The 17891-nt window shown below is 48.3% G+C and carries 15 protein-coding genes and 1 pseudogene; 2 read left to right on the top strand and 14 right to left on the bottom strand.

Going from position 1 to position 17891, the window contains the following annotated elements; all coding sequences use genetic code 11:
• Nucleotides 1–11: 11 nt before the first annotated feature.
• The 5 genes from ACPT9Q_RS06765 to ACPT9Q_RS06745 all read right to left on the bottom strand — a co-directional run bounded on the left by ACPT9Q_RS06765 (nucleotide 12) and on the right by ACPT9Q_RS06745 (nucleotide 5745).
• Entirely contained in the window at nucleotides 12–992 is a 981-nt protein-coding gene (locus ACPT9Q_RS06765; protein WP_427365351.1) for an ABC transporter permease, read from the bottom strand.
• Nucleotides 993–1008: 16 nt separating this feature from the next.
• Nucleotides 1009–2100: a uroporphyrinogen decarboxylase family protein gene (locus ACPT9Q_RS06760; RefSeq protein WP_427365350.1), complete on the bottom strand. Its 1092-nt coding sequence runs from the start codon at nucleotides 2098–2100 to the stop codon at nucleotides 1009–1011.
• Nucleotides 2101–2117: 17 nt separating this feature from the next.
• Nucleotides 2118–3608, bottom strand: coding sequence for a sugar ABC transporter ATP-binding protein (locus ACPT9Q_RS06755; RefSeq protein WP_427365349.1), 1491 nt, complete (start codon nucleotides 3606–3608; stop codon nucleotides 2118–2120).
• 19 nt (nucleotides 3609–3627) lie between these two features.
• Nucleotides 3628–4626 carry a sugar ABC transporter substrate-binding protein gene (locus ACPT9Q_RS06750; protein ID WP_427365348.1) on the bottom strand — a complete coding sequence of 333 codons (999 nt, stop codon included), beginning with the start codon at nucleotides 4624–4626 and terminating at the stop codon, nucleotides 3628–3630.
• Between the two features lie 105 nt (nucleotides 4627–4731).
• Nucleotides 4732–5745 carry a LacI family DNA-binding transcriptional regulator gene (locus ACPT9Q_RS06745; RefSeq protein ID WP_427366736.1) on the bottom strand — a complete coding sequence of 338 codons (1014 nt, stop codon included), beginning with the start codon at nucleotides 5743–5745 and terminating at the stop codon, nucleotides 4732–4734.
• Between the two features lie 389 nt (nucleotides 5746–6134).
• Here ACPT9Q_RS06745 and ACPT9Q_RS06740 point away from each other — a divergent pair.
• Nucleotides 6135–7264 (top strand): annotated as a pseudogene (locus ACPT9Q_RS06740) (IS256 family transposase).
• Between the two features lie 155 nt (nucleotides 7265–7419).
• Here the strand turns inward: ACPT9Q_RS06740 and ACPT9Q_RS06735 are convergent.
• The 6 genes from ACPT9Q_RS06735 to ACPT9Q_RS06710 form a co-directional block, all read right to left on the bottom strand.
• Nucleotides 7420–8421 (bottom strand): galactitol-1-phosphate 5-dehydrogenase, encoded by a 1002-nt coding sequence (locus ACPT9Q_RS06735; protein WP_427365347.1) that lies wholly within the window; start codon nucleotides 8419–8421, stop codon nucleotides 7420–7422.
• A 113-nt stretch (nucleotides 8422–8534) separates the two neighbouring features.
• Nucleotides 8535–9551, bottom strand: a complete 1017-nt coding sequence (locus tag ACPT9Q_RS06730) for an ABC transporter permease (protein ID WP_427365346.1) — start codon at nucleotides 9549–9551, stop codon at nucleotides 8535–8537.
• A gap of 14 nt (nucleotides 9552–9565) precedes the next feature.
• Nucleotides 9566–11098, bottom strand: coding sequence for a sugar ABC transporter ATP-binding protein (locus ACPT9Q_RS06725; RefSeq protein WP_427365345.1), 1533 nt, complete (start codon nucleotides 11096–11098; stop codon nucleotides 9566–9568).
• Between the two features lie 11 nt (nucleotides 11099–11109).
• Nucleotides 11110–12606 carry an FGGY-family carbohydrate kinase gene (locus ACPT9Q_RS06720; RefSeq protein WP_427365344.1) on the bottom strand — a complete coding sequence of 499 codons (1497 nt, stop codon included), beginning with the start codon at nucleotides 12604–12606 and terminating at the stop codon, nucleotides 11110–11112.
• Between the two features lie 48 nt (nucleotides 12607–12654).
• Nucleotides 12655–13668, bottom strand: coding sequence for an ABC transporter permease (locus ACPT9Q_RS06715; RefSeq protein ID WP_427365343.1), 1014 nt, complete (start codon nucleotides 13666–13668; stop codon nucleotides 12655–12657).
• A 70-nt stretch (nucleotides 13669–13738) separates the two neighbouring features.
• On the bottom strand, nucleotides 13739–14695 hold the full coding sequence (locus ACPT9Q_RS06710; protein WP_427365342.1) for a substrate-binding domain-containing protein: 957 nt from the start codon (nucleotides 14693–14695) through the stop codon (nucleotides 13739–13741).
• A gap of 351 nt (nucleotides 14696–15046) precedes the next feature.
• Between ACPT9Q_RS06710 and ACPT9Q_RS06705 the strand changes: the two genes are divergently transcribed.
• Nucleotides 15047–15823, top strand: coding sequence for a DeoR/GlpR family DNA-binding transcription regulator (locus ACPT9Q_RS06705; protein WP_427365341.1), 777 nt, complete (start codon nucleotides 15047–15049; stop codon nucleotides 15821–15823).
• A gap of 42 nt (nucleotides 15824–15865) precedes the next feature.
• Here the strand turns inward: ACPT9Q_RS06705 and pduL are convergent, their stop codons facing one another.
• From pduL to rpiB, 3 genes are all read right to left on the bottom strand, one after another.
• Nucleotides 15866–16525 carry a phosphate propanoyltransferase gene (gene pduL / locus ACPT9Q_RS06700; RefSeq protein ID WP_427365340.1) on the bottom strand — a complete coding sequence of 220 codons (660 nt, stop codon included), beginning with the start codon at nucleotides 16523–16525 and terminating at the stop codon, nucleotides 15866–15868.
• Between the two features lie 10 nt (nucleotides 16526–16535).
• Nucleotides 16536–17129: a deoxyribose-phosphate aldolase gene (gene deoC, locus ACPT9Q_RS06695; protein ID WP_427366735.1), complete on the bottom strand. Its 594-nt coding sequence runs from the start codon at nucleotides 17127–17129 to the stop codon at nucleotides 16536–16538.
• Nucleotides 17130–17320: 191 nt separating this feature from the next.
• Nucleotides 17321–17884 (bottom strand): ribose 5-phosphate isomerase B, encoded by a 564-nt coding sequence (gene rpiB, locus ACPT9Q_RS06690; RefSeq protein ID WP_427365339.1) that lies wholly within the window; start codon nucleotides 17882–17884, stop codon nucleotides 17321–17323.
• Between the last annotated feature and the right edge of the window lie 7 nt (nucleotides 17885–17891).

Below are 17891 nucleotides of genomic sequence, written 5' to 3'. Positions count from 1 at the left end.
ATTTACCCCTTTCATCCACGAACCTTTCGTGTAGCTACGTCAACCGCCGCGGCACCAATGATAATACCGCCGATAAGCGTAATTTGCCAGAATGGAGAGACACCAAGTAATACCAACCCGTTACGGAGTATGCCAATAATGAGGACGCCGATGACGGTTCCAAGTACAGTCCCTTCGCCACCAGCGAGGGAAGTTCCTCCTATGACTGTTGCAGCAATCACGTCAAGTTCAAGACCTGCTCCCACAATCCCCTGAACGCTGGAGAGAAACGAGAGGTTCAGGATCCCCGCCAGTGCTGCTAAGGTGCTGACAAACATAAAAGCGAGGGTTTTTGTTCGTTCTACATTAATCCCTGAAGCTCTTGCTGCACGAGCATTTCCTCCAACCGCCCGAAGGTAAAAACCAAAGAGAGAACGATGACAAAGGAAATATCCAAGAATGACAATAGCCACAAAGAAAATAGTTAACATGGGAATGAGGTCAAAAACCCTACCTTGACCAAGAAAGAAAAAGAGAGGAAGACGAGGATCGCAAACAGTTTGAGAACTCAAGAAAACAGGCAGCCCCTGCGTGATGAGAAGATAAGAACCTCGAACCACGTTCAGCATCCCAAGAGTAACAATAAGCGAGGAGATTTTCCCATAGTTTACCAAAACACCATTGGAAAGACCGATGAGCATTCCGACCATGACAGCCGCAATGATGGCAACCCATATGGGATGTCCTGCCCTCATCAAAAGACCACAGGTGACAGCGGAAATGCCATAAACTGCTCCGACTGAAAGATCAATCTCGCCAGAAATAATCACCATAGTCATACCAACCGAAATAATCCCTAACAGGGAAATCTGCCGCAACACGTTTAAGAGATTGGTAATCCTTAAAAAATGTGGTGTCGCTAAGGAAAAACCGGCAAAGAGAAAAACCAGCGCCAAAACAATTCCTTGTTCTCGAAGATTGGGCAAAAATAAGAAAAGCTTTATCCGCGACATGGAGAAGACAGCCTCCTCATATCTGGAGAACCTTTTTTTCTCGTTCCTCCCTGATAACCTCAACCAGTGCCACCACATTCTCAATGGGGACATCCCGCATGATTTCCTGAGCCGGAGAGATAATGAGCCCCCCACCCTTCCCCAGGATTCGTATGGTTTCCCTGGCCATGGCTTTCACCTCGTCAGGCGTGCCGTAGGGCAAAAGCTCCTGGGTGTCGATACCCCCGTAGAAGGTGATGTACTTGCCGAATTCCCTCTTGAGGTAGGCAAGGTCCATGACTGGTTGCACCGGTTCGAGGACGTCAAGGCCGATGTCGATCATGTCGCCGATGATTTCGGTAATGTTGCCACAGGAGTGGTGGATCACTGGAAGGCCAGCATCCTTGTACACCCTCCACACCTTGGCCCAGCGGGGCTTGAAGTACTTCCTCCAGGTGTCCCGGGAGATGAGGAGCCCCCGCTGAGTGCCGAAGTCATCCCCGGTGTGGCCGCACCTGAACCCTGCCTGGACGACCTGTCGGGCGACTTCGACCTTGTACTCGGTGATGGCGTCAAGGAGCCGCTCAATATCCTTTGTCCCCAGGGCGAGATCGAGCATGAAGGCTTCGAATCCCCGGAGCCCCCAGGCTTTCTCAAGGATGCCGTGGTACCCGGTGCAGACAACGAGGTAATCTCCGGAGTACCGTTTCAGGTCCTCGGTGGCCACAGTGAGAAGACCGGGTTTTGTCGGGTCCGGGGGTTCGAACTTTTTAAGGGCGTCCTCGTCCTGGAGGGGGAAGTGGCGGATGCAGAACCCATCAGAGTACATGTCAAAGCCAATGCCCCAGCGGTCGTAGACGATGCCCCTTTCCCAGTCCACCCGGGCAAAACCCATTGCCTCGGATCTCTTCAGGAGTTCATGGTCCTCCCGGTAGCGGAAGACGTCGTCCATAGTGAACGTCAGGTAGAGGTGGTTGTCGAGGTATGCTTCGAGGCCTTGAGGAGAGGCAAGCCCAAGCACGTTTTGCAGTTTCTCTTTGGTGGTCTGAGAGGCAAAGTATATCTGGCTTGGGAGGTAATCTATCTCCTGACGAGAAATGGTTCGAAGCACTCGTTCCTCGCGGGTCACCAGGCTCACTCTCCCCCTTAATCTAGGGCTTTCGCCCCCATGGCATGAGCAAGGATGGTCTCTTCAGAAATAGCTTCTCTTTGGAGTTCCCCTACGATTTTCCCCTTATACATCACGAGAACACGGTCACACAAACCTGTGATCTCTGAGAGTTCCGAGGATATGAAAATGATAGACATGCCCTCCCTGCGCAAGTCTTGAATAATCCTGTACATCTCTTGCTTTGCCCCTACATCGACTCCCCTCGTCATTTCATCAACAATAAGGATCCGAGGTTGAATTGTAAGCCAGCGCGCTATAACCACTTTCTGCTGATTCCCCCCACTGAGATTCCTAACCTTTTGCGAAAGCCCAGAAGTCTTAATATTAAGCTTCTTGACAAGGGGAGAGGCTATCGTTACGAAAGACGCTGGCGACAAAAAGCCACGTTTCACCAACTGTGGTGCCCTCACGACGCCAATATTCTCCTTAACATCCATATTAAGGAAAAGGCCAGTCCGGCGCCGATCCTCAGGAACCATGGCAAGACCAAGTCGAATTGCTTCCCAAGTATTTCTTATCTCGATACGCTTTCCATAGAGAAAAATTTCTCCCCGATCTGGAGGGGAGAACCCGAACAGTGTTTCCGCAAGTTCCGTTCTGCCAGAGCCCTGCAAACCATAGATACCAAGTATTTCCCCCTCGTAGAGGGCGAAAGAAATGTCTTGGAAGAAAGTCCCCCGGCTAAGATTACGAACCTCAAGCACTACTTTTTGCAATCGCTTTGGAGGAGGTTCATACTTAAACATCTCAACAAACGTCTTTCCAACCATCAATCGGACAAGGTCCTCAGGATTTGTCTCCTCTCGTACTACAGTTGTCACATATTTCCCGTCTCTCAGAACTGTAATTCTCTCGGCTATTTCAAAGACCTCTTCAAGCCTGTGTGAAATAAAGATAATGGTGGTCCCTTCTTTAACAAGCTTACGAAGAATCTCAAAGAGCCGTTTTGCCTCAGCCACAGTCAGAGCCGATGTAGGTTCATCAAGCACCAATACCTCTGAGCGAAAAGCAACCGCCCTGACAATTTCTACAAGCTGCTGCTTTGCTATGCTTAGGTCCCTAACTCGGGCTTGAAGAGGCACGTCTACCCCGAAGCCTTTGAAAATCTCCTGTACTCCCTTAACTTTCCGCTCCCGTTCTAACCCCTTTAAACTCTGCCCCAAAAAGATATTTTCAAGAACGGTGAGATTAGGGCACAGCATTAGCTCCTGATGAACAACATTAATTCCAAGACTCCTCGCCGCGTGGGGGTCAGGAATAACAACGGGGCGTCCCCGATAGACGAGGACGCCTCGATCGGGCTGAATCTCCCCTGAAAGGATATTCATCAGGGTTGTTTTCCCCGCTCCATTCTGCCCCACAATGGCGTGAATCTCACCCTGTCTGATGCTAAAACTCACCTGGTCAAGTGCTACAACTCCAGGAAAGGTTTTGGTAATTTCTTGGAAGATGATAATGTCCTCCATTCCTCCGCTCTCCCCATACTCAGCCTACTGGTTCACCTCTCTCAAGCTTTTCAAGGTATTCTTCCACATTCTTCTCATCAACCCGTAAAACTCCTGTATCCACGCTTTGAAGAGGAACGCCTTCCACAATAAATTCGTAGAGCGCCTTTACAGGGAGGTATCCTTGTTTAAATGGGTCTTGGCTCAGCGAAGCATTTGTGGCACCAGCCTTGATGTTTTGGAGAGTTTCAGGGAGAAGGTCATGTCCAACATGCCTGATCTTTCCGACCAAGTTATTCCTCAAGATATACCTCCCAACAAGTGGTGTCGTTACAGCATCAAGAGTAGCAATCCCTGCAACATCAGGATTTGCAAGCAGTGCATTCTCAATTGCCGCAAAGGCAGTGTATTCCTCAACACCAGTGTTCACAGTAGTAAGAACTTGAATATCGGGATATTTTGCAAGAACCTCTCGCACCCCCCTCTCCCGATCCAAGGACCACGCTGCTGCTGCATCGCAACTAAAAATGAGCACTTTTCCTTTCGTTCCCATGTACTCCACCAGAATCTCCGCCTGAGTCCTTCCGGACTGGACGAGATCCTGCCCAAAGAATGCCAGTCGTTTCGAGCCAGGAGCATCACTGTTAAAAGAAACAGTAGGTATACCTGCGTTAATAGCTTTTTCGATGACCGGATTCAGAGCTTCAGCGCTAACGTTAGATATAGCCAGTCCGTCGACTTCACTGGCAATAAAGTTCTCAATCATTGCAACTTGAGCTTCAACATTTGGTTCAACAGGCCCTGTAAACTCAGCATTAACTCCAAACTCCTTTGCCGCTTCCTCGACACCTCTCTTAAGAACCATAGCGAAGTTGATACCAGTATTGTGATATACGACTTTGAAATTGAGCACTTCTCCCTTTTTCACTTTTTCAACGATGCGATCTGCAAGTCTAAATTCCTGTGCCCATGCCATCTGGACACAGAATATCAGAGTAACGCAGAGAACCAGCGTTCTTCCAATTTGACCCCTTTTCATCTTTCTTCCACTCCTTTCCTTCTGCCAAACATTCCCAATCTTGAGACACCAAGAACAACAAGGTGACCTAACCTTTCTAACCAAAGCTTACGGATAGCCCTCCTTTCAATCACCTCCTTTTCCAGAAAGACGAAGGCACGACTCCCGCACCACGAGCTCTGGTTTCAGAACCAATCGCTGGGGAGAGTCAACCTTCCCAGACCGGATAGAACGCAAAAGAATGCCCACGGCTGATTCGCACATCTCAAAAATAGGCTGTCGCACAGTCGTCAAAGAAGGCTCGCATATCCTGCTTAGCCATATATCATCATATCCCACAACGCTGATATCTTCTGGAATCTTGACCCCTCTCTTCTTGAGAACATCTATGGCCCCTAAGGCCATAAAGTCGTTAGCAGCGAAAATGGCATCTACTTCCACTCTGTTGTCCACAATGTGTTTTGCCACTTCCACCCCACTTTGAAAGGTAAAATCACCCTCAAAAATCAGTTCTTTTCGAAGACCAATACCATTCTCTTCAAGCGCCCTTCGATATCCGATCAGGCGTTCCCAAGAAGTTGAAACTCCTTTCTTTCCAGAAATGAACGCGATTTTCTTCCTACCTAGACGGAGTAAATATTCCGTAGCCATCCTTCCTCCTTCTTCGTTGTCGCACAAAACTAATGGAACACGGAGACCCTCCACTGCTCGATCAAGAACAACAACAGGAAGCAGTACTCTGTTGATCTTCTCAACAAAAGACTCATCCCATCTTCCTGAGGGAACAAAGATAATTCCGTCGACATGATGTCCTTCCAAGAGATCTAAGTACTTCTCCTCTAGAGAAGGTCCCCCCGAGGTATTACATAAGAGAAGAAAGCATCCAGAGCGGGAGATAAATAACTCAATGTTCTTCACCAGATTCGCAAAAAAGGGATTCTCAATGTCAGGGACCAAAAGCGCAATGGTGATACTCCTTTTTTTTCTGCCAACCCTTAATGGAGTACCCAATTCCTTAACTGCCTGCTCGATCTTCTGACGAGTTTCGGGAGAGACAGAGTCCCTATCCTTATAGAAACGAGAAACACTTGCAATACTTACCTGGGCTCGCTTGGCAATCTCTGCAAGGGTCAATCTCATCACCAACACACCACCTCCATTCTATTAAAATTTCAGATACTTTTCAAGCAAGTTTTAGCAAAAATTGGGAACAATTTTCAAAAAATACCGCGAGTTTTGAGAGCACTACTCCATCAGAGGCGTGAGGGGACTGAAAGTTCTAAGACTCAAGAGAGAAGTACGGAACCTTCTGGAAAACCCATAAACGGAGGATAAACTTTGGGTCCCAAGAAGGTGTACCGAGGAGAACCCAAGGAGGAACGAAAGGGAGGAAGTATGGGGAAGACTGCAGGAATGCCAAAAACCAGATACCCAAAAGGGGTACTAGGTAGTATCTCAGGAAGTGTGTCCATAGGGCAGCATCATAGCCTTCCCAGGAAAACCTGGAAAAGAAAGGAGGGAAGGCCCTAATAGCGGACAAAACCCGCAAGCAGATCCTAAAAGAAGTGGAGAAACAGATCGGGACCTTGGTAAAAGAAGCTACTAAAGGCACTTATGAAGGAAGAATGGGAAATCTACCTGGAAAACCATCCCACCAAGGCCAACGGTTATTACACCCGTGACCTTCTTACCTTAGTGAGGCCGATGGAGAACCCTTAAAGTTCCCCGCGTACGGGAAGGCGATTTCCATTCCCAGATCCTTCCCTACAGGAAGCAGACCCCGCTGGAATTCTCCGAGGCCATCCTCACCCTTTATGCCGTCGGTGTAAGCACCCGGAAGATCTCCACCCTTTTGGGGAATCTCCGGCGCTTTCTCCTCACCCTAAAAATGTCTCTTGCCTTTTTGAGGTCACCCAAGAACAAGTGAAAGCCTGGCGGGAAAGACTCCTGAGCAAGGAGTACTACGCGGTGTTTCTGGACGGGATTTTTCCCTCTATCCGCCGAGGGAAAACGGTCAGGGAACTTGTGTACTCGCTTTAGGATCGAAGCCGATGAGTGATGGAGATCCTCGGGTTTTGGCTCTTCGGCGCAGAAAGGAGAAAGCGCCCAGAGTGAGGAGGAGGTCTCAAAGACCTTAAGCAACGCGAGATTCAAAGGGTGGGGATCTCCGTTACCGATGACCTGCCAGGTGTAGAGGAGACCATCAGGAAGATCTTTCCTTGAGCGGATTGGTAGCTTTGGGTTCTATATGCAGTGAGGAATGCGCTCAGGAAGGTCGGAAAAAGGACCAAGAAGCGCTGGCTGAGGCTCTGAAGAAGATTCACCGGGCCGAGAGCCAGAAGGAGGCCAGGGAAGCCTCACAGAGCTTGCGGGAGCGTTGGGGCACAGTCTATCCCGGGATCGCGGAGCACTGGAACCAAAGCCTATGCTCTTTTGGCGTTCCTACGTCGTCCTAAGCCCATCCGTCGCTACCTTTCCACCACTAATCAGTTGGAACGGTTGGTCAAGGAGGTCAAGGGCGGACTAAGGCAGTGAAGGTGTTGTAGAAAAGCTTCTGTGTTCGGTTTTGAGTCAGCTGGATGAGGCTTAGGGATCCCTTGAGCTCCAGGAATTTGTGAAAATACAGATGGAAAACTACCATGCTAGTTGGACACAATAGACACTACAACTATGCAATCCGCACTGACACGCCTGTACCTAAACAAGTAGCCCCTGCAAGATCAGGTTTTTAGCTTCTTCAAAGGCTCGAATATCCCTGAAGCCTCAATGCCAGGGGCTACCTACTGAATGAAGACAACGTTAGAAAACCCTTGTTCAAGGCAAAAAGAGAACCTTACTGAAAAATTCTTCTCGTGCCCAGAGCCGACGAAAAACATCCGGAGCTTCATCAAGAGTAAAACGGTGACTGATGACCGGTTCACACTTGATATGGCCTGAGGCCATGAAACGCAGGGCAAGCTCCCATTCATTCACTGGGAAGGGAGAGGCTAAGGAATTCCATGCACCTATAACTCTAAGCTCTCCCCTCAGAAGGTTATCCAAGGCCTTTTTTGAGATTACAAGTTCGTCGTATGAAATACCACAGAAAACTACAATACCCTCTTTCCTTACCATACGTAAACTCTGTTCTTGGGTCACCTTAGATCCAGCAATTTCAATGACCTTATGAACACCCTCGCCTTCGGTTTTCTCGAGGACAAACTCTACAGGGTCGACCATTTTTGCATTTACCACGTAGTCGGCACCAACCTCTCGCGCGATAGAAAGTTTCTCCTCAAAAATATCGACAGCAAAAACTTCAGTTGCCCCCATCACTCTTGCCCACTGTATGGCAAAAAGGCCAATAGGGCCGACACCAAGAATGACAACTTTGTCTCCTGTGCTCACTTGCGCTTGCCGAAGCGCATGAAGAGCAATAGCCACAGGATCAGTGCAAGCTCCCGATTCAAAATTGATTCCTTCTGGAAGTTTCAAAAGGTTCGTTGCCTCTACAACAACATACTCTGCCATAGCCCCATCAGTGCGGGAACCATAATAATCGTAGTTATCACAGAGGTTATACTTCCCAACCCGGCAATATTTGCACACTCTGCAAGGAATAAGAGGAACAACTGTTACCGGATCACCAACCTTATAGCCTGTGACACCAGGTCCAACTTCGACAATCTCACCGGAGAACTCATGACCTATAGTCATGGGGTAAGAGTAAGTTCCCTTTTCCATCACCCTTCCCGGATCCGAGCCACAGACACCAACTGCTTTAACCTTCACCAAGACCTGGTACTCTTGAACTTCCGGTATGTCCACTTCCTCCACTCGAAGATCCCCTGGAGCGTGCAGACGAACGGCTTTCATTCCCGACATTGTCCTTCAGCTGGCCTCCTTCCTTAACCAACCTTAAATGAGCAACTCTGCAACTTGTTGCTCACTCACTCGTGACTCCCAAGATAAGCTCTCAAAAGTATAGCCCCTAACAAAACGATGGCATTGAAAATCATTTGGGGATAGGGATGAATACCTAATAAATTCAGAATGTTGGAAATGGATCCAAGCACAAGAACACCCACCAGGGTGCCAACAACGCTTCCTTTTCCTCCTGAGAGAGGAGCACCACCTATTACCACTGCTGCAATAGCTAGTAATTCGTATCCGTCTCCAACTCTAGGTTCACCGCTATCCAGTCTCCCGGCCATCATTACCCCAGACAAGGCTGCTAGTGTACCCGAGAAAGCATAGGCAAATAGCTTGACGCGATCGACTAAAATACCCGAAACGATTGCTGCTTCTTTGCTCTGGCCAATGGCAAAAAGTTCAACGCCGAGCGGGGTATGCTGTAGAATCAGATAACCCACAGTCGTCACCAAGATCCATACCAATACCGGAAATGGTACTCCAGATATTGTTCCCGCACCGATAAACTTTGTCTCCTCAGAAACCCCAAAAACGGTCTGCCCCCCTGTCACGGAGAAGGCCAGAGCTCTTACTGTAATCATTGTTCCTAGAGTAACTATAAAGTCTGGCACCCTCAGTTTAGTCACCGCGAGGCCATTCAGCAAACCTATTCCTGTTCCTACTAAGGTGCAGAGTAAGAATATGATAAAGGGAGGAAACAAAAAAGAAAGCTTATCAACATAACCTAAGTATATTCCCCAGTGTTGCCAAAGGGCGCATAGAGTACAGGAAAGGGCAAAAATCGAAGCAATCGAAAGATCAATCCCCCCGCATATAACTACAAATAGCAACCCTAAAGCCAACAAGCCAATAAAGCTACTCTGCCTTAGAAGATTTTCCATATTTCTTAAGGAAAGGAAGGCTGGTGATAGAAACGAGCAAAAAGCAAATACGATTAGTAAAATAAAAAGCGCTCCATATCTATCGAGCAGCCAAAGCACGGCACGCTTATTGATCTTATTCTTCAAGTTAAGGATCGAGAGACCCGAGACCATGGATAGCCCCCCATTCAAACTGCTGAACAGAAACAACCAGTCTTAATGCCACTTGCCAGCTTTAAAAGTTCTGCAACGTCACATCCTGTTGCATCCATAATGCCCATTAACTGCCCTCTAAACATCACTGCTACTCTGTCGGAAACCCCTAAAAGCTCCTCTGCTTCTGAAGAAATAACTATAAAGGATACCCCTTCCTTTGCTTTCTCCCTTATAAGGTGTGCTATTTCTCTTTTCCCTGCTACGTCGACACCCCGCATGGGTTCATCCAAAATCAAAACCTTACAGCGTTTTGCAAACCATCGCGCTAGGACCACCTTCTGTTGGTTTCCACCACTTAGGTAACGCACTGGTTGAGCAAGAGAGGGAGTTTTTATGTCTAATTCTTTCGTAAAATGTTCTGAAACACTATTCACCTCTTTCCACCTTATCAAACCTCTTCTTGTGATATCCCTTAAGGTCGGCAATGTTATGTTAAGTGATACAGAGAGGTCTAGAAACAACCCTTGAGATTTTCTTTCTTCAGGAGCCATAGCTAGCCCAAGATGCATGGCTCTCCACGGGGACACTAAGCTGACAGGTTTACCTTCAATCAAGATCCTCCCAGAAGTGGGAGGGAAACGACCTATCAGGCATCTTGCAAGTTCACTTCTTCCGGAACCCACAAATCCAAAAAGACCTAACACTTCCCCTTTTCTTAAACTAAACGATATTCCTTTTAGCCTTGGCCTGGTAAAGTCACTACATAGATCCATAACCGACAGAACAACCTCTTCGCTCCCTGTCCTCACTTCTAGTTTGCTTTCGACTTTTGGTTTGGTCGGTTGACCCATCATATCTTCAATAAGTTGTTCGAGATTCGTTTCGCTAATTGCCTTTGTGGACACCCTTATACCATCCCTAAGCACCGTTACTCGATCACCCAGTTCTATTATTTCCTCCAATCTGTGAGACACGTAGATGACACTCATACCTCTACGGCGTAGATCCCGAATAACTCTAAAAAGCCTCTGTTGCTCCTCAATTCCTAAAACTGCAGTAGGTTCGTCGAAGATAACTACTTCCGCACTAAGTGCCAATGCTCTCGCAATGACTACCAACTGCTTTACAGCTGCACTGACTCCTGCAATAGGCAAGGATGGGTCGATATCCTCTTCTCCTAGTGCTTTGAGTAACGTCCGCGCCTTAGAAAGCATTTCTTTATAATCTATAACCCCTCGCCGTCGAGGGTAATCACCTAAAAAAACATTTTCCGCGATTGACAAATACGGAACTACGTCCAACTCTTGGAAAACAGTAGCTATACCAAGCTTCCGCGCTTCTCTTGGAGAGGATATTTCTACTTCTCTTCCTTTATATATAATTTTTCCCGAATCCTTGCGGTACACACCGCTTAATATCTTTATTAATGTCGACTTTCCAGCACCATTCGCCCCTATAAGACAATGAACCTCACCAGGGTATAACTCGAAGTCGACCCCTTTCAGGGCCTGTACGCCCGGAAAGTTTTTCGTTACAGAGCAAACTCTTAATAAAGGCTCTGACACAACACTCCCTCCTAGCAAACCAAATCCTTGGCAAGACGATAAAGTTTTTGGTATTTTTCATAGCTATCCCGATACGCAGAAAAAGGAACTATTGGAGATACTTCCTCAAAAGTCGGTTTCATGGCCAGGAAACCTTCTTCGAAGGAAGAAAAAACACCAATGCCAGTAGCAGCTACAATAGCATTACCAAGAAGGGTCATGTTTTCCGAGGTAACCTTTAGAGGCCGCTCAATCACATCGGCCAGTATTTGCGTCCAGAGGCGGCTCTTTGTTCCCCCTCCGCAAACCCTGATATCCCTAACCTGAATTCCTCCTTCCCTAAGACGGTCAAAAAGTAACTTAACCCCAAAAGAAATCCCCTCATATAGTGCCCTACCAACCTGAGGAGCACCGTGGTACAGGGTCAAGCCCCAGATCAACCCTCGAGACGCAGGATCCTTATAGGGTGTTCTATTGCCTTGCCAATGGTCTAAAACCACTATTCCTTCGGCTCCTGGGGCCACTTCAGACGCTTCTGCATCTAGGAGGTCAAAGGGACTAAGCCCCTTTCTGTCTGCCTCTATAGCATAATGCTTAGCCACCTCTTCCACAAACCATCTAATGATTGCTCCACTAGATATCTGACCCCCTTCCAAAAGGTTAACGCCTTTGTAAAGAGGTTCTTTATATGGCCCCCAAAAACCAGGAATCGGCTCGCAAATTGTGGTATTCATAAGAAGGACGGAAGAGGACCCTATAACGAGGGAAACATCTCCTTCTCTAAAGCTGCCCGTACCTACCAGGGAGAGGTGAGCATCGACTCCTCCCTGAACCACTGGGATGCCCTCCTTACAGCGCAAGTCGGCAGCGATTTCTCTCTTCAGGACGCCTACAGGTGTTCCTATCGGTAACACCTCGGAGGGAATTTTGCAGAGCAGATCGGGGAGACCAACTGCTTCTAAAAAATCTACTGGCCATCCTTCGCCAGGGATATAATTCCATTTACAGGAGGCGTTGCACTGTGAAGCAACCCATTTTCCAGTTAACATATAGTTCAGCCAGTCCAAGGCCTCAACAATAAGATAAGCCTCTGAGTACAACTCTGGTTGCTTCTCCTTTATCCAGAGCAGCTTAGGTAAGAACCACTCTGGAGAAACTGAACCCCCACACCAGCGAAGAATAGGAGAGGCTATTCTGTTAATTTTCTCTGCTTGTTCCGTAGCTCTAGTATCCATCCACAATATGGCCCTTGCTAGGGGGTTTCCCGCAGAGTCCACAGGGAGAACCGTACTAGAAGTGGCGCTCGCTGTAATACCTATCACCGAGCACTCAGGATATTTGCTTGTTACTTCTACCACGCCCAACCGTATAGCACTCCACCATTCTTTTGGGTCTTGCTCAGCGGCTCCGGGAGCAGGATACCATGTTTTGTAAGACTTGACCGCCAAAGCCAATAAACGTCCCTCAAGATCGTACAGAGCCACTCTTGCGCTTTGAGTGCCTAAATCAATAGATACAATACCCTCCACTTTGACCACTCCCTGAAAGTCGACTCTGAGGAATCTAGAAGCTTGCTCTCACCACAAGCCACGGGTCAAAGGTCTTTCCCCAGCAGATATAAGCGCCACCATTCCAATAATTACTAAGCCCTTAATTACTTGTTGCGTATAGAATTCTACGTTCAGTATACTCAGGATGTTAATGATTATCCCAATTAACAAAACACCACCTAAGGTGCCTACAAGGTTTCCTTTGCCTCCACTCAAGGAGAATCCCCCTATGACTGCAGCAGCAATGGCCTCCAAGGTTGTCCCCGAAGCTACCCTTGGATCCGCTGAGGCCATGCGACCAACAAGGAGTATTCCTGCAAGAGCGGCCAATACACTCGAAGACCAATACGCAAACACCGTGACTCCAAGCGTGTTTATCCCTGTCAACTTCGCAGCTTCTGGGTTACCGCCGATTACATATAAGTTTCTGCCTAAAGAAGAATATTTAAGAAGAAAACTGAATAGGACAACAATCAGGAACCAAATTACCGTCAAAACAGGTACCCCAGCAACGGTTGAAAAACCAGCGTTCACGATGTAGTCAGGCACAGAGAAGATCGGCTGTCCAGAGGTCATAGAATACGCCAAACCCCTCGCAAAAACTGAGATTCCCAGAGTAACGACAAAAGGCGGCGCTTGAAGCTTAGCCACCATAAGACCGGTTAAGACACCAAGAAGACTTACTAACCCGACAGCAAAGACTAAAGAAAATGGCTCGGGGAAAACAGGACTCACCTTGCCCGCTTCTTCGTAAACTTTCATGAAAGGAGGCATATATGTGAACATATATCCTCTTATCAGGTTTGAATAATATACCCCTGCTAGGGCCATTATTGACCCTACCGAAAGATCTATTCCCCCAGTAAGTATCACAATGGACATGCCGATAGTTGCTATACCCAATACACTTTGCTGGTTAAAGAGGTTTCGCAAATTTTCTGAGCTTCTGAAGGTCGGAGAAATAAGAGAGAAAAACACGAAGAGAAAAACCAATCCCCAAAAGACTCTACTCTCCTGAGAGTTAACTACAACTCTGGTCACGACGATTCCTCCTCCTCACTGCGCACAAGGCGGTTTTTTCTCCCGCCTCGTGCGCAGGTTAGCAACGTAACTAGAAGATAGAATCGGGATCGTAGTAGTGTTCCACGTTCTCCTTGGTTACTAATATGGTGCCTGTAATAACCTTTCCACCTTTAGTAACACCTTCTGGAAGTTTTCCAGTCTGCAGGTATTCCATAAGTATATCGAAAGCTTTGGCAGTAATTTCAGATGGGTTGTTAATGACGGTAGATTTATACTGCTCCCCCTTCATTATCTCTAAATAGGCTTCCTTCTGACCATCTACCCCACAAACAGGGATATTTGTCATGCCAGCCGCCCTGAGGGCATCTAACGCACCCAAGGCCATAGCATCGTTATGTGCATATACTAGATTAATTTTATCCCCATATGCTGCTATCGCGTCCTCCATAGCTTTCATGCCCTCAGCTTTGTTGTAATGAGCCATATACGTGGCCAGAATCTTGATATCGGGATATTTTTCGGAGAGAACTTCTCGTAAACCACCTCCACGACCCTTTCCGGCAGGACAGCCAGGATCACCTGCAATTTCGATTATGTTACCCTTTCCTCCCAGCAGCTGGCCTATAAACTCTCCTTGAAGCCTACCCGCCTGCCATTGGTCTATGCCCACATAGACAAGGTAATCTCCATACATCGGCCTATCTATAACCACTACCGGGATCCCCTTCTCCTTTACTTTTTGCATAACTGGCCTCAACCCATACTCCGTAACGGGATTCACGATCAACGCATCAACACCTTGCAAAAGTAAGGTTTCAATATCCTTTATCTGCTTCTCTATCTCGTTCTCAGCATTAAGCAACAGCAACTCAACGCCATACTCTTTTGCTTTTTCTTCTGCGGTTGCCTTCATTGCAAGATAATAGGGACAGTTCAGCGCGACATGGGCAAAGCCAATCTTGAGTTGTTTGGCCTCCGCGATTCCAGAAATGGTACTTAACAGAAGCAATATCAGCACCAGAACCTTAACTCCCTTTCCCGCCATCTTAAGACCCTCCCTTCGAGGAATTTTTTGGGACCTAGAAGCCCCTGTTGCTGTTAGAATTGTAAAAATTTTTGCTAATTTTGTCAATAACAGAAGTAAGAAATTCAACGCCAAATTACGTACCTGTACGCCAGAAAAATCTTTCAAAGACTTGGATGAAGCCTTGACAGTAACGTGGCTCACTGGTAGTTTTGTCGTTAGTAATTGTAACAATTTTAACACCAATTGTTTTTTGCTGTAGTTGTTCATGTTCACGACAGGGCAATGTTAACATATTAATGGGTGTATTAATGGGTGTAGATAAGGTGAATGTTCAGTCCGATAACTACCTGGTTAACAGGGGGTGAAATAATGAAAAAAAACGAACGGCTTGACTATATAGGCAAGCAACTTGTTCAAAACGGGGCGGTTAGCATTAAAGAACTAGCTGAGAAGCTAAACGTCTCAAGCATGACTATTCGGAGAGATCTTCGGAAACTTGCGGAAGAAGGCATCCTCAAGCTTATTCCTGGAGGAGCCATCCTAAAAAGAGAATCCAACATCACTGATGAGCAAGAATATACCGTCACTAAGGCTCAATTACAGATGACCAAAGAAAAAATCAAAATCTGCAAGAAAGCAGCTCTCCTTGTCCAAGAGGGGGATACCATTGTTATCGATACTGGGTCCACAACAGAACATCTTCCTGGGTTTATCCCGCCGAATATGAGTCTTACAATCATCTGTTACTGCTTAAATACTCTCCTTAGTGTTTACAGACACTGTAAAAACAGCCGCATTATACTCCCAGGAGGATATTTTCATGAGAACACTTTGATGTTTGAAAGTCCTGAAGGGATTTCTCTAATCCGAAAAATGAGAGCAAACAAAGCTTTCATATCTGCCGCGGGAGTTGACGATAAGCTTGGCGTAACTTGCGCAAATCTCCACGAGGTGGAAACAAAAAGAGCCGTCATTGAATCTTCAGATACTAAAATCCTTCTCGTTGACTCTTCAAAATTTGGAAAGATCACCACCGCTTACTTCGCAGACCTCAAAGAATTCGACATTGTAATAACCGACGCAGGAATCCCTGAGAAATATCTGAAAATCCTAAAGGACTTAGGTATCAAGTGCTACGTTGCGTAACTAACCCACGTCCATGGCACAGGATTCTTTCGCACTTCCCTCTTACCCCTTCACAATCCGCCCAAACCCTCTCCGTTTTACCCCGGCGGCATTGGCTTCATCGGTATCGATATGGAACGCGAGCCGGCCGTTTGGGGAAACCCGGACAATCACATTCTGGAAAACCACCCCAATGGGTCCGGGCACCTCTATAGCGATTTTCTCCCCATCTCGTAGACCAAGCCTCTTTGCTTCTTCCGGGCTTGCATGGAGGTGACGCATAGCCCGGATTGCCCCCTCTTTGAGCGTCACCGAGCCCTTAGGGCCCACAATGGTGATGGGAGGAGATCCTGCCACATCCCCACTCAGACGAACCGGAAGGTCCATTCCCAGATAAAATCCATCGGTGAAAGATAATTCCACCTGGTCGAACTTGCGAAAAGGGCCGAGAATCCGCACACCCTCAATGGAGCGCATGTTGGGGCCAACGAGCGTCACCGTCTCCTGAGCAGCAAATTCCCCTCGCTGGGAGAGTTCCCGAAGCGGAGTCAGCTCCTTCCCCTTGCCGTAGAGCACCTCAAAGGTCTCTCTTGTGAGGTGGCAGTGGCGGTTTGAAACCTCAACAGGAATGGTGCATTCTCCCCCCGGTACCTTTGGAGCACCCTGGAGTTCCTGGACCACGATTTCGGCAATGTACGCCACAAGCTCATCGAGGCGCTCCATGTTTCCTCCCTCACTCGCCTCCCGTGACAATCTTCACCGAGGCGCTCGTCCCAAGACGAGTGGCCCCGGAAAGAATCATGAGCCTTGCGTCCTCAAAGGTCCGAATGCCCCCTGAAGCCTTAATCCCCATTTTGGGACCAACGGTTCTCCGAATCAGCGCGACATCCCGGGCGGTGGCACCTCCCGTGGAGAACCCCGTGGAGGTTTTAACGAAGTCATACCCCACCTTCTTGATAATTTCAGAAGCCAGGACCTTTTCCTCATCGGTGAGAAGACACGTTTCGATAATAGCCTTGGTGACCGTCGTGGGACGGCAGGCCCGCTTCACCGCCCAGAGGTCTTCTTCGAAGGTCTTGAGGTCCCGGGATTTCAGCGCTCCGATGTTGATGACCATGTCGATTTCATCGGCCCCATTTTCGATGGCATTGCGGGTTTCAAAAGCCTTGGTGCGGCTATCGGTTGCTCCAAGGGGGAAGCCGATGACGGTGGCGACCTTCACCCCTGTTCCCCTGAGCCTCCGGGCGCACAGGGCAACCCAGCAGGGGTTCACGCACACGGCGTAGAAACGGTACTGCACAGCTTCATCACAGAGCTTCTCGATCATTGCCCTTGTGGCGTCAGGCCGAAGGAGGGTATGGTCGATGTAGCGGGCAATGTCTGAAGGAGTCACAACAAGGTCACAGGTACACTCTGAGGAGCTCTGTGGAGCACGCACCCGTTGTTCCTCACTCCGGGAAACACCCTGAAGCCTGGCCAACACCTCTTTTGTTACCCGTTCGATAAGCTCTTCTCGATTCATGGTCCGAAATGACCCCTCTCCACCGCCATGATTTTGTTCACCCGGGACCAGTGCCGTCCCCCGGCAAATCGCGTCTCAAGCCAGAGTTTCACGAGCTCACACAGTTCCTCCGGCGAGTGTCGGGCTCCAAGAGTGAGGACATTGGCGTTGTTGTGCTCGCGGCTGTTGATGACGCTGTCCCGGTCATAGCAGAGCGCCGCCCGAATACCCCGTACCTTATTGCACACCATACAGGAACCGATGCCCATCCCGTCAATCATGATTCCCCGTTCACACTCCCCGGAGGCGACTTTCTGTGCCACCTTCACGGCAAAGTCCGGGTAATCCACGCTCTGGTCTCCGCTGAACGTCCCCACATCGTACACCCGGTACCCCAAAGAGGTGAGGTACCGCTTGAGGATTTCCTTTGCCTCGAAACCCCGGTGGTCCGAGCCAATGGCCACCCGTACCACATGGTCCTTCTGGTTCACGGGGTCAGGCTCGGTCTTTGGGGAAGTTCCCAGGGCATGCAGCCCTCCCACCACGTTCTGGACGACTCGGGAAAAGCTCCGTTCTGGCATCGTCTCT

Source organism: Candidatus Caldatribacterium saccharofermentans (genome assembly GCF_050267035.1).
In the GTDB taxonomy this organism is placed as follows: Bacteria; Atribacterota; Atribacteria; order Atribacterales; family Caldatribacteriaceae; genus Caldatribacterium; species Caldatribacterium saccharofermentans.
This window is presented reverse-complemented; position numbering and strand designations above follow the sequence as displayed.

Excerpts from the sequence above, each read along its gene's own strand:
- ACPT9Q_RS06765 (WP_427365351.1), bottom strand. The coding sequence starts at position 992 with ATGTCGCGGATAAAGCTTTTCTTATTTTTGCCCAATCTTCGAGAACAA.
- ACPT9Q_RS06755 (WP_427365349.1), bottom strand. The coding sequence starts at position 3,608 with ATGGAGGACATTATCATCTTCCAAGAAATTACCAAAACCTTTCCTGGA.
- ACPT9Q_RS06750 (WP_427365348.1), bottom strand. The coding sequence starts at position 4,626 with ATGAAAAGGGGTCAAATTGGAAGAACGCTGGTTCTCTGCGTTACTCTG.
- ACPT9Q_RS06745 (WP_427366736.1), bottom strand. The coding sequence starts at position 5,745 with ATGAGATTGACCCTTGCAGAGATTGCCAAGCGAGCCCAGGTAAGTATT.
- ACPT9Q_RS06730 (WP_427365346.1), bottom strand. The coding sequence starts at position 9,551 with ATGGTCTCGGGTCTCTCGATCCTTAACTTGAAGAATAAGATCAATAAG.
- ACPT9Q_RS06710 (WP_427365342.1), bottom strand. The coding sequence starts at position 14,695 with ATGGCGGGAAAGGGAGTTAAGGTTCTGGTGCTGATATTGCTTCTGTTA.
- ACPT9Q_RS06705 (WP_427365341.1), top strand. The coding sequence starts at position 15,047 with ATGAAAAAAAACGAACGGCTTGACTATATAGGCAAGCAACTTGTTCAA.
- pduL (WP_427365340.1), bottom strand. The coding sequence starts at position 16,525 with ATGGAGCGCCTCGATGAGCTTGTGGCGTACATTGCCGAAATCGTGGTC.
- deoC (WP_427366735.1), bottom strand. The coding sequence starts at position 17,129 with ATGATCGAGAAGCTCTGTGATGAAGCTGTGCAGTACCGTTTCTACGCC.
- rpiB (WP_427365339.1), bottom strand. The coding sequence starts at position 17,884 with ATGCCAGAACGGAGCTTTTCCCGAGTCGTCCAGAACGTGGTGGGAGGG.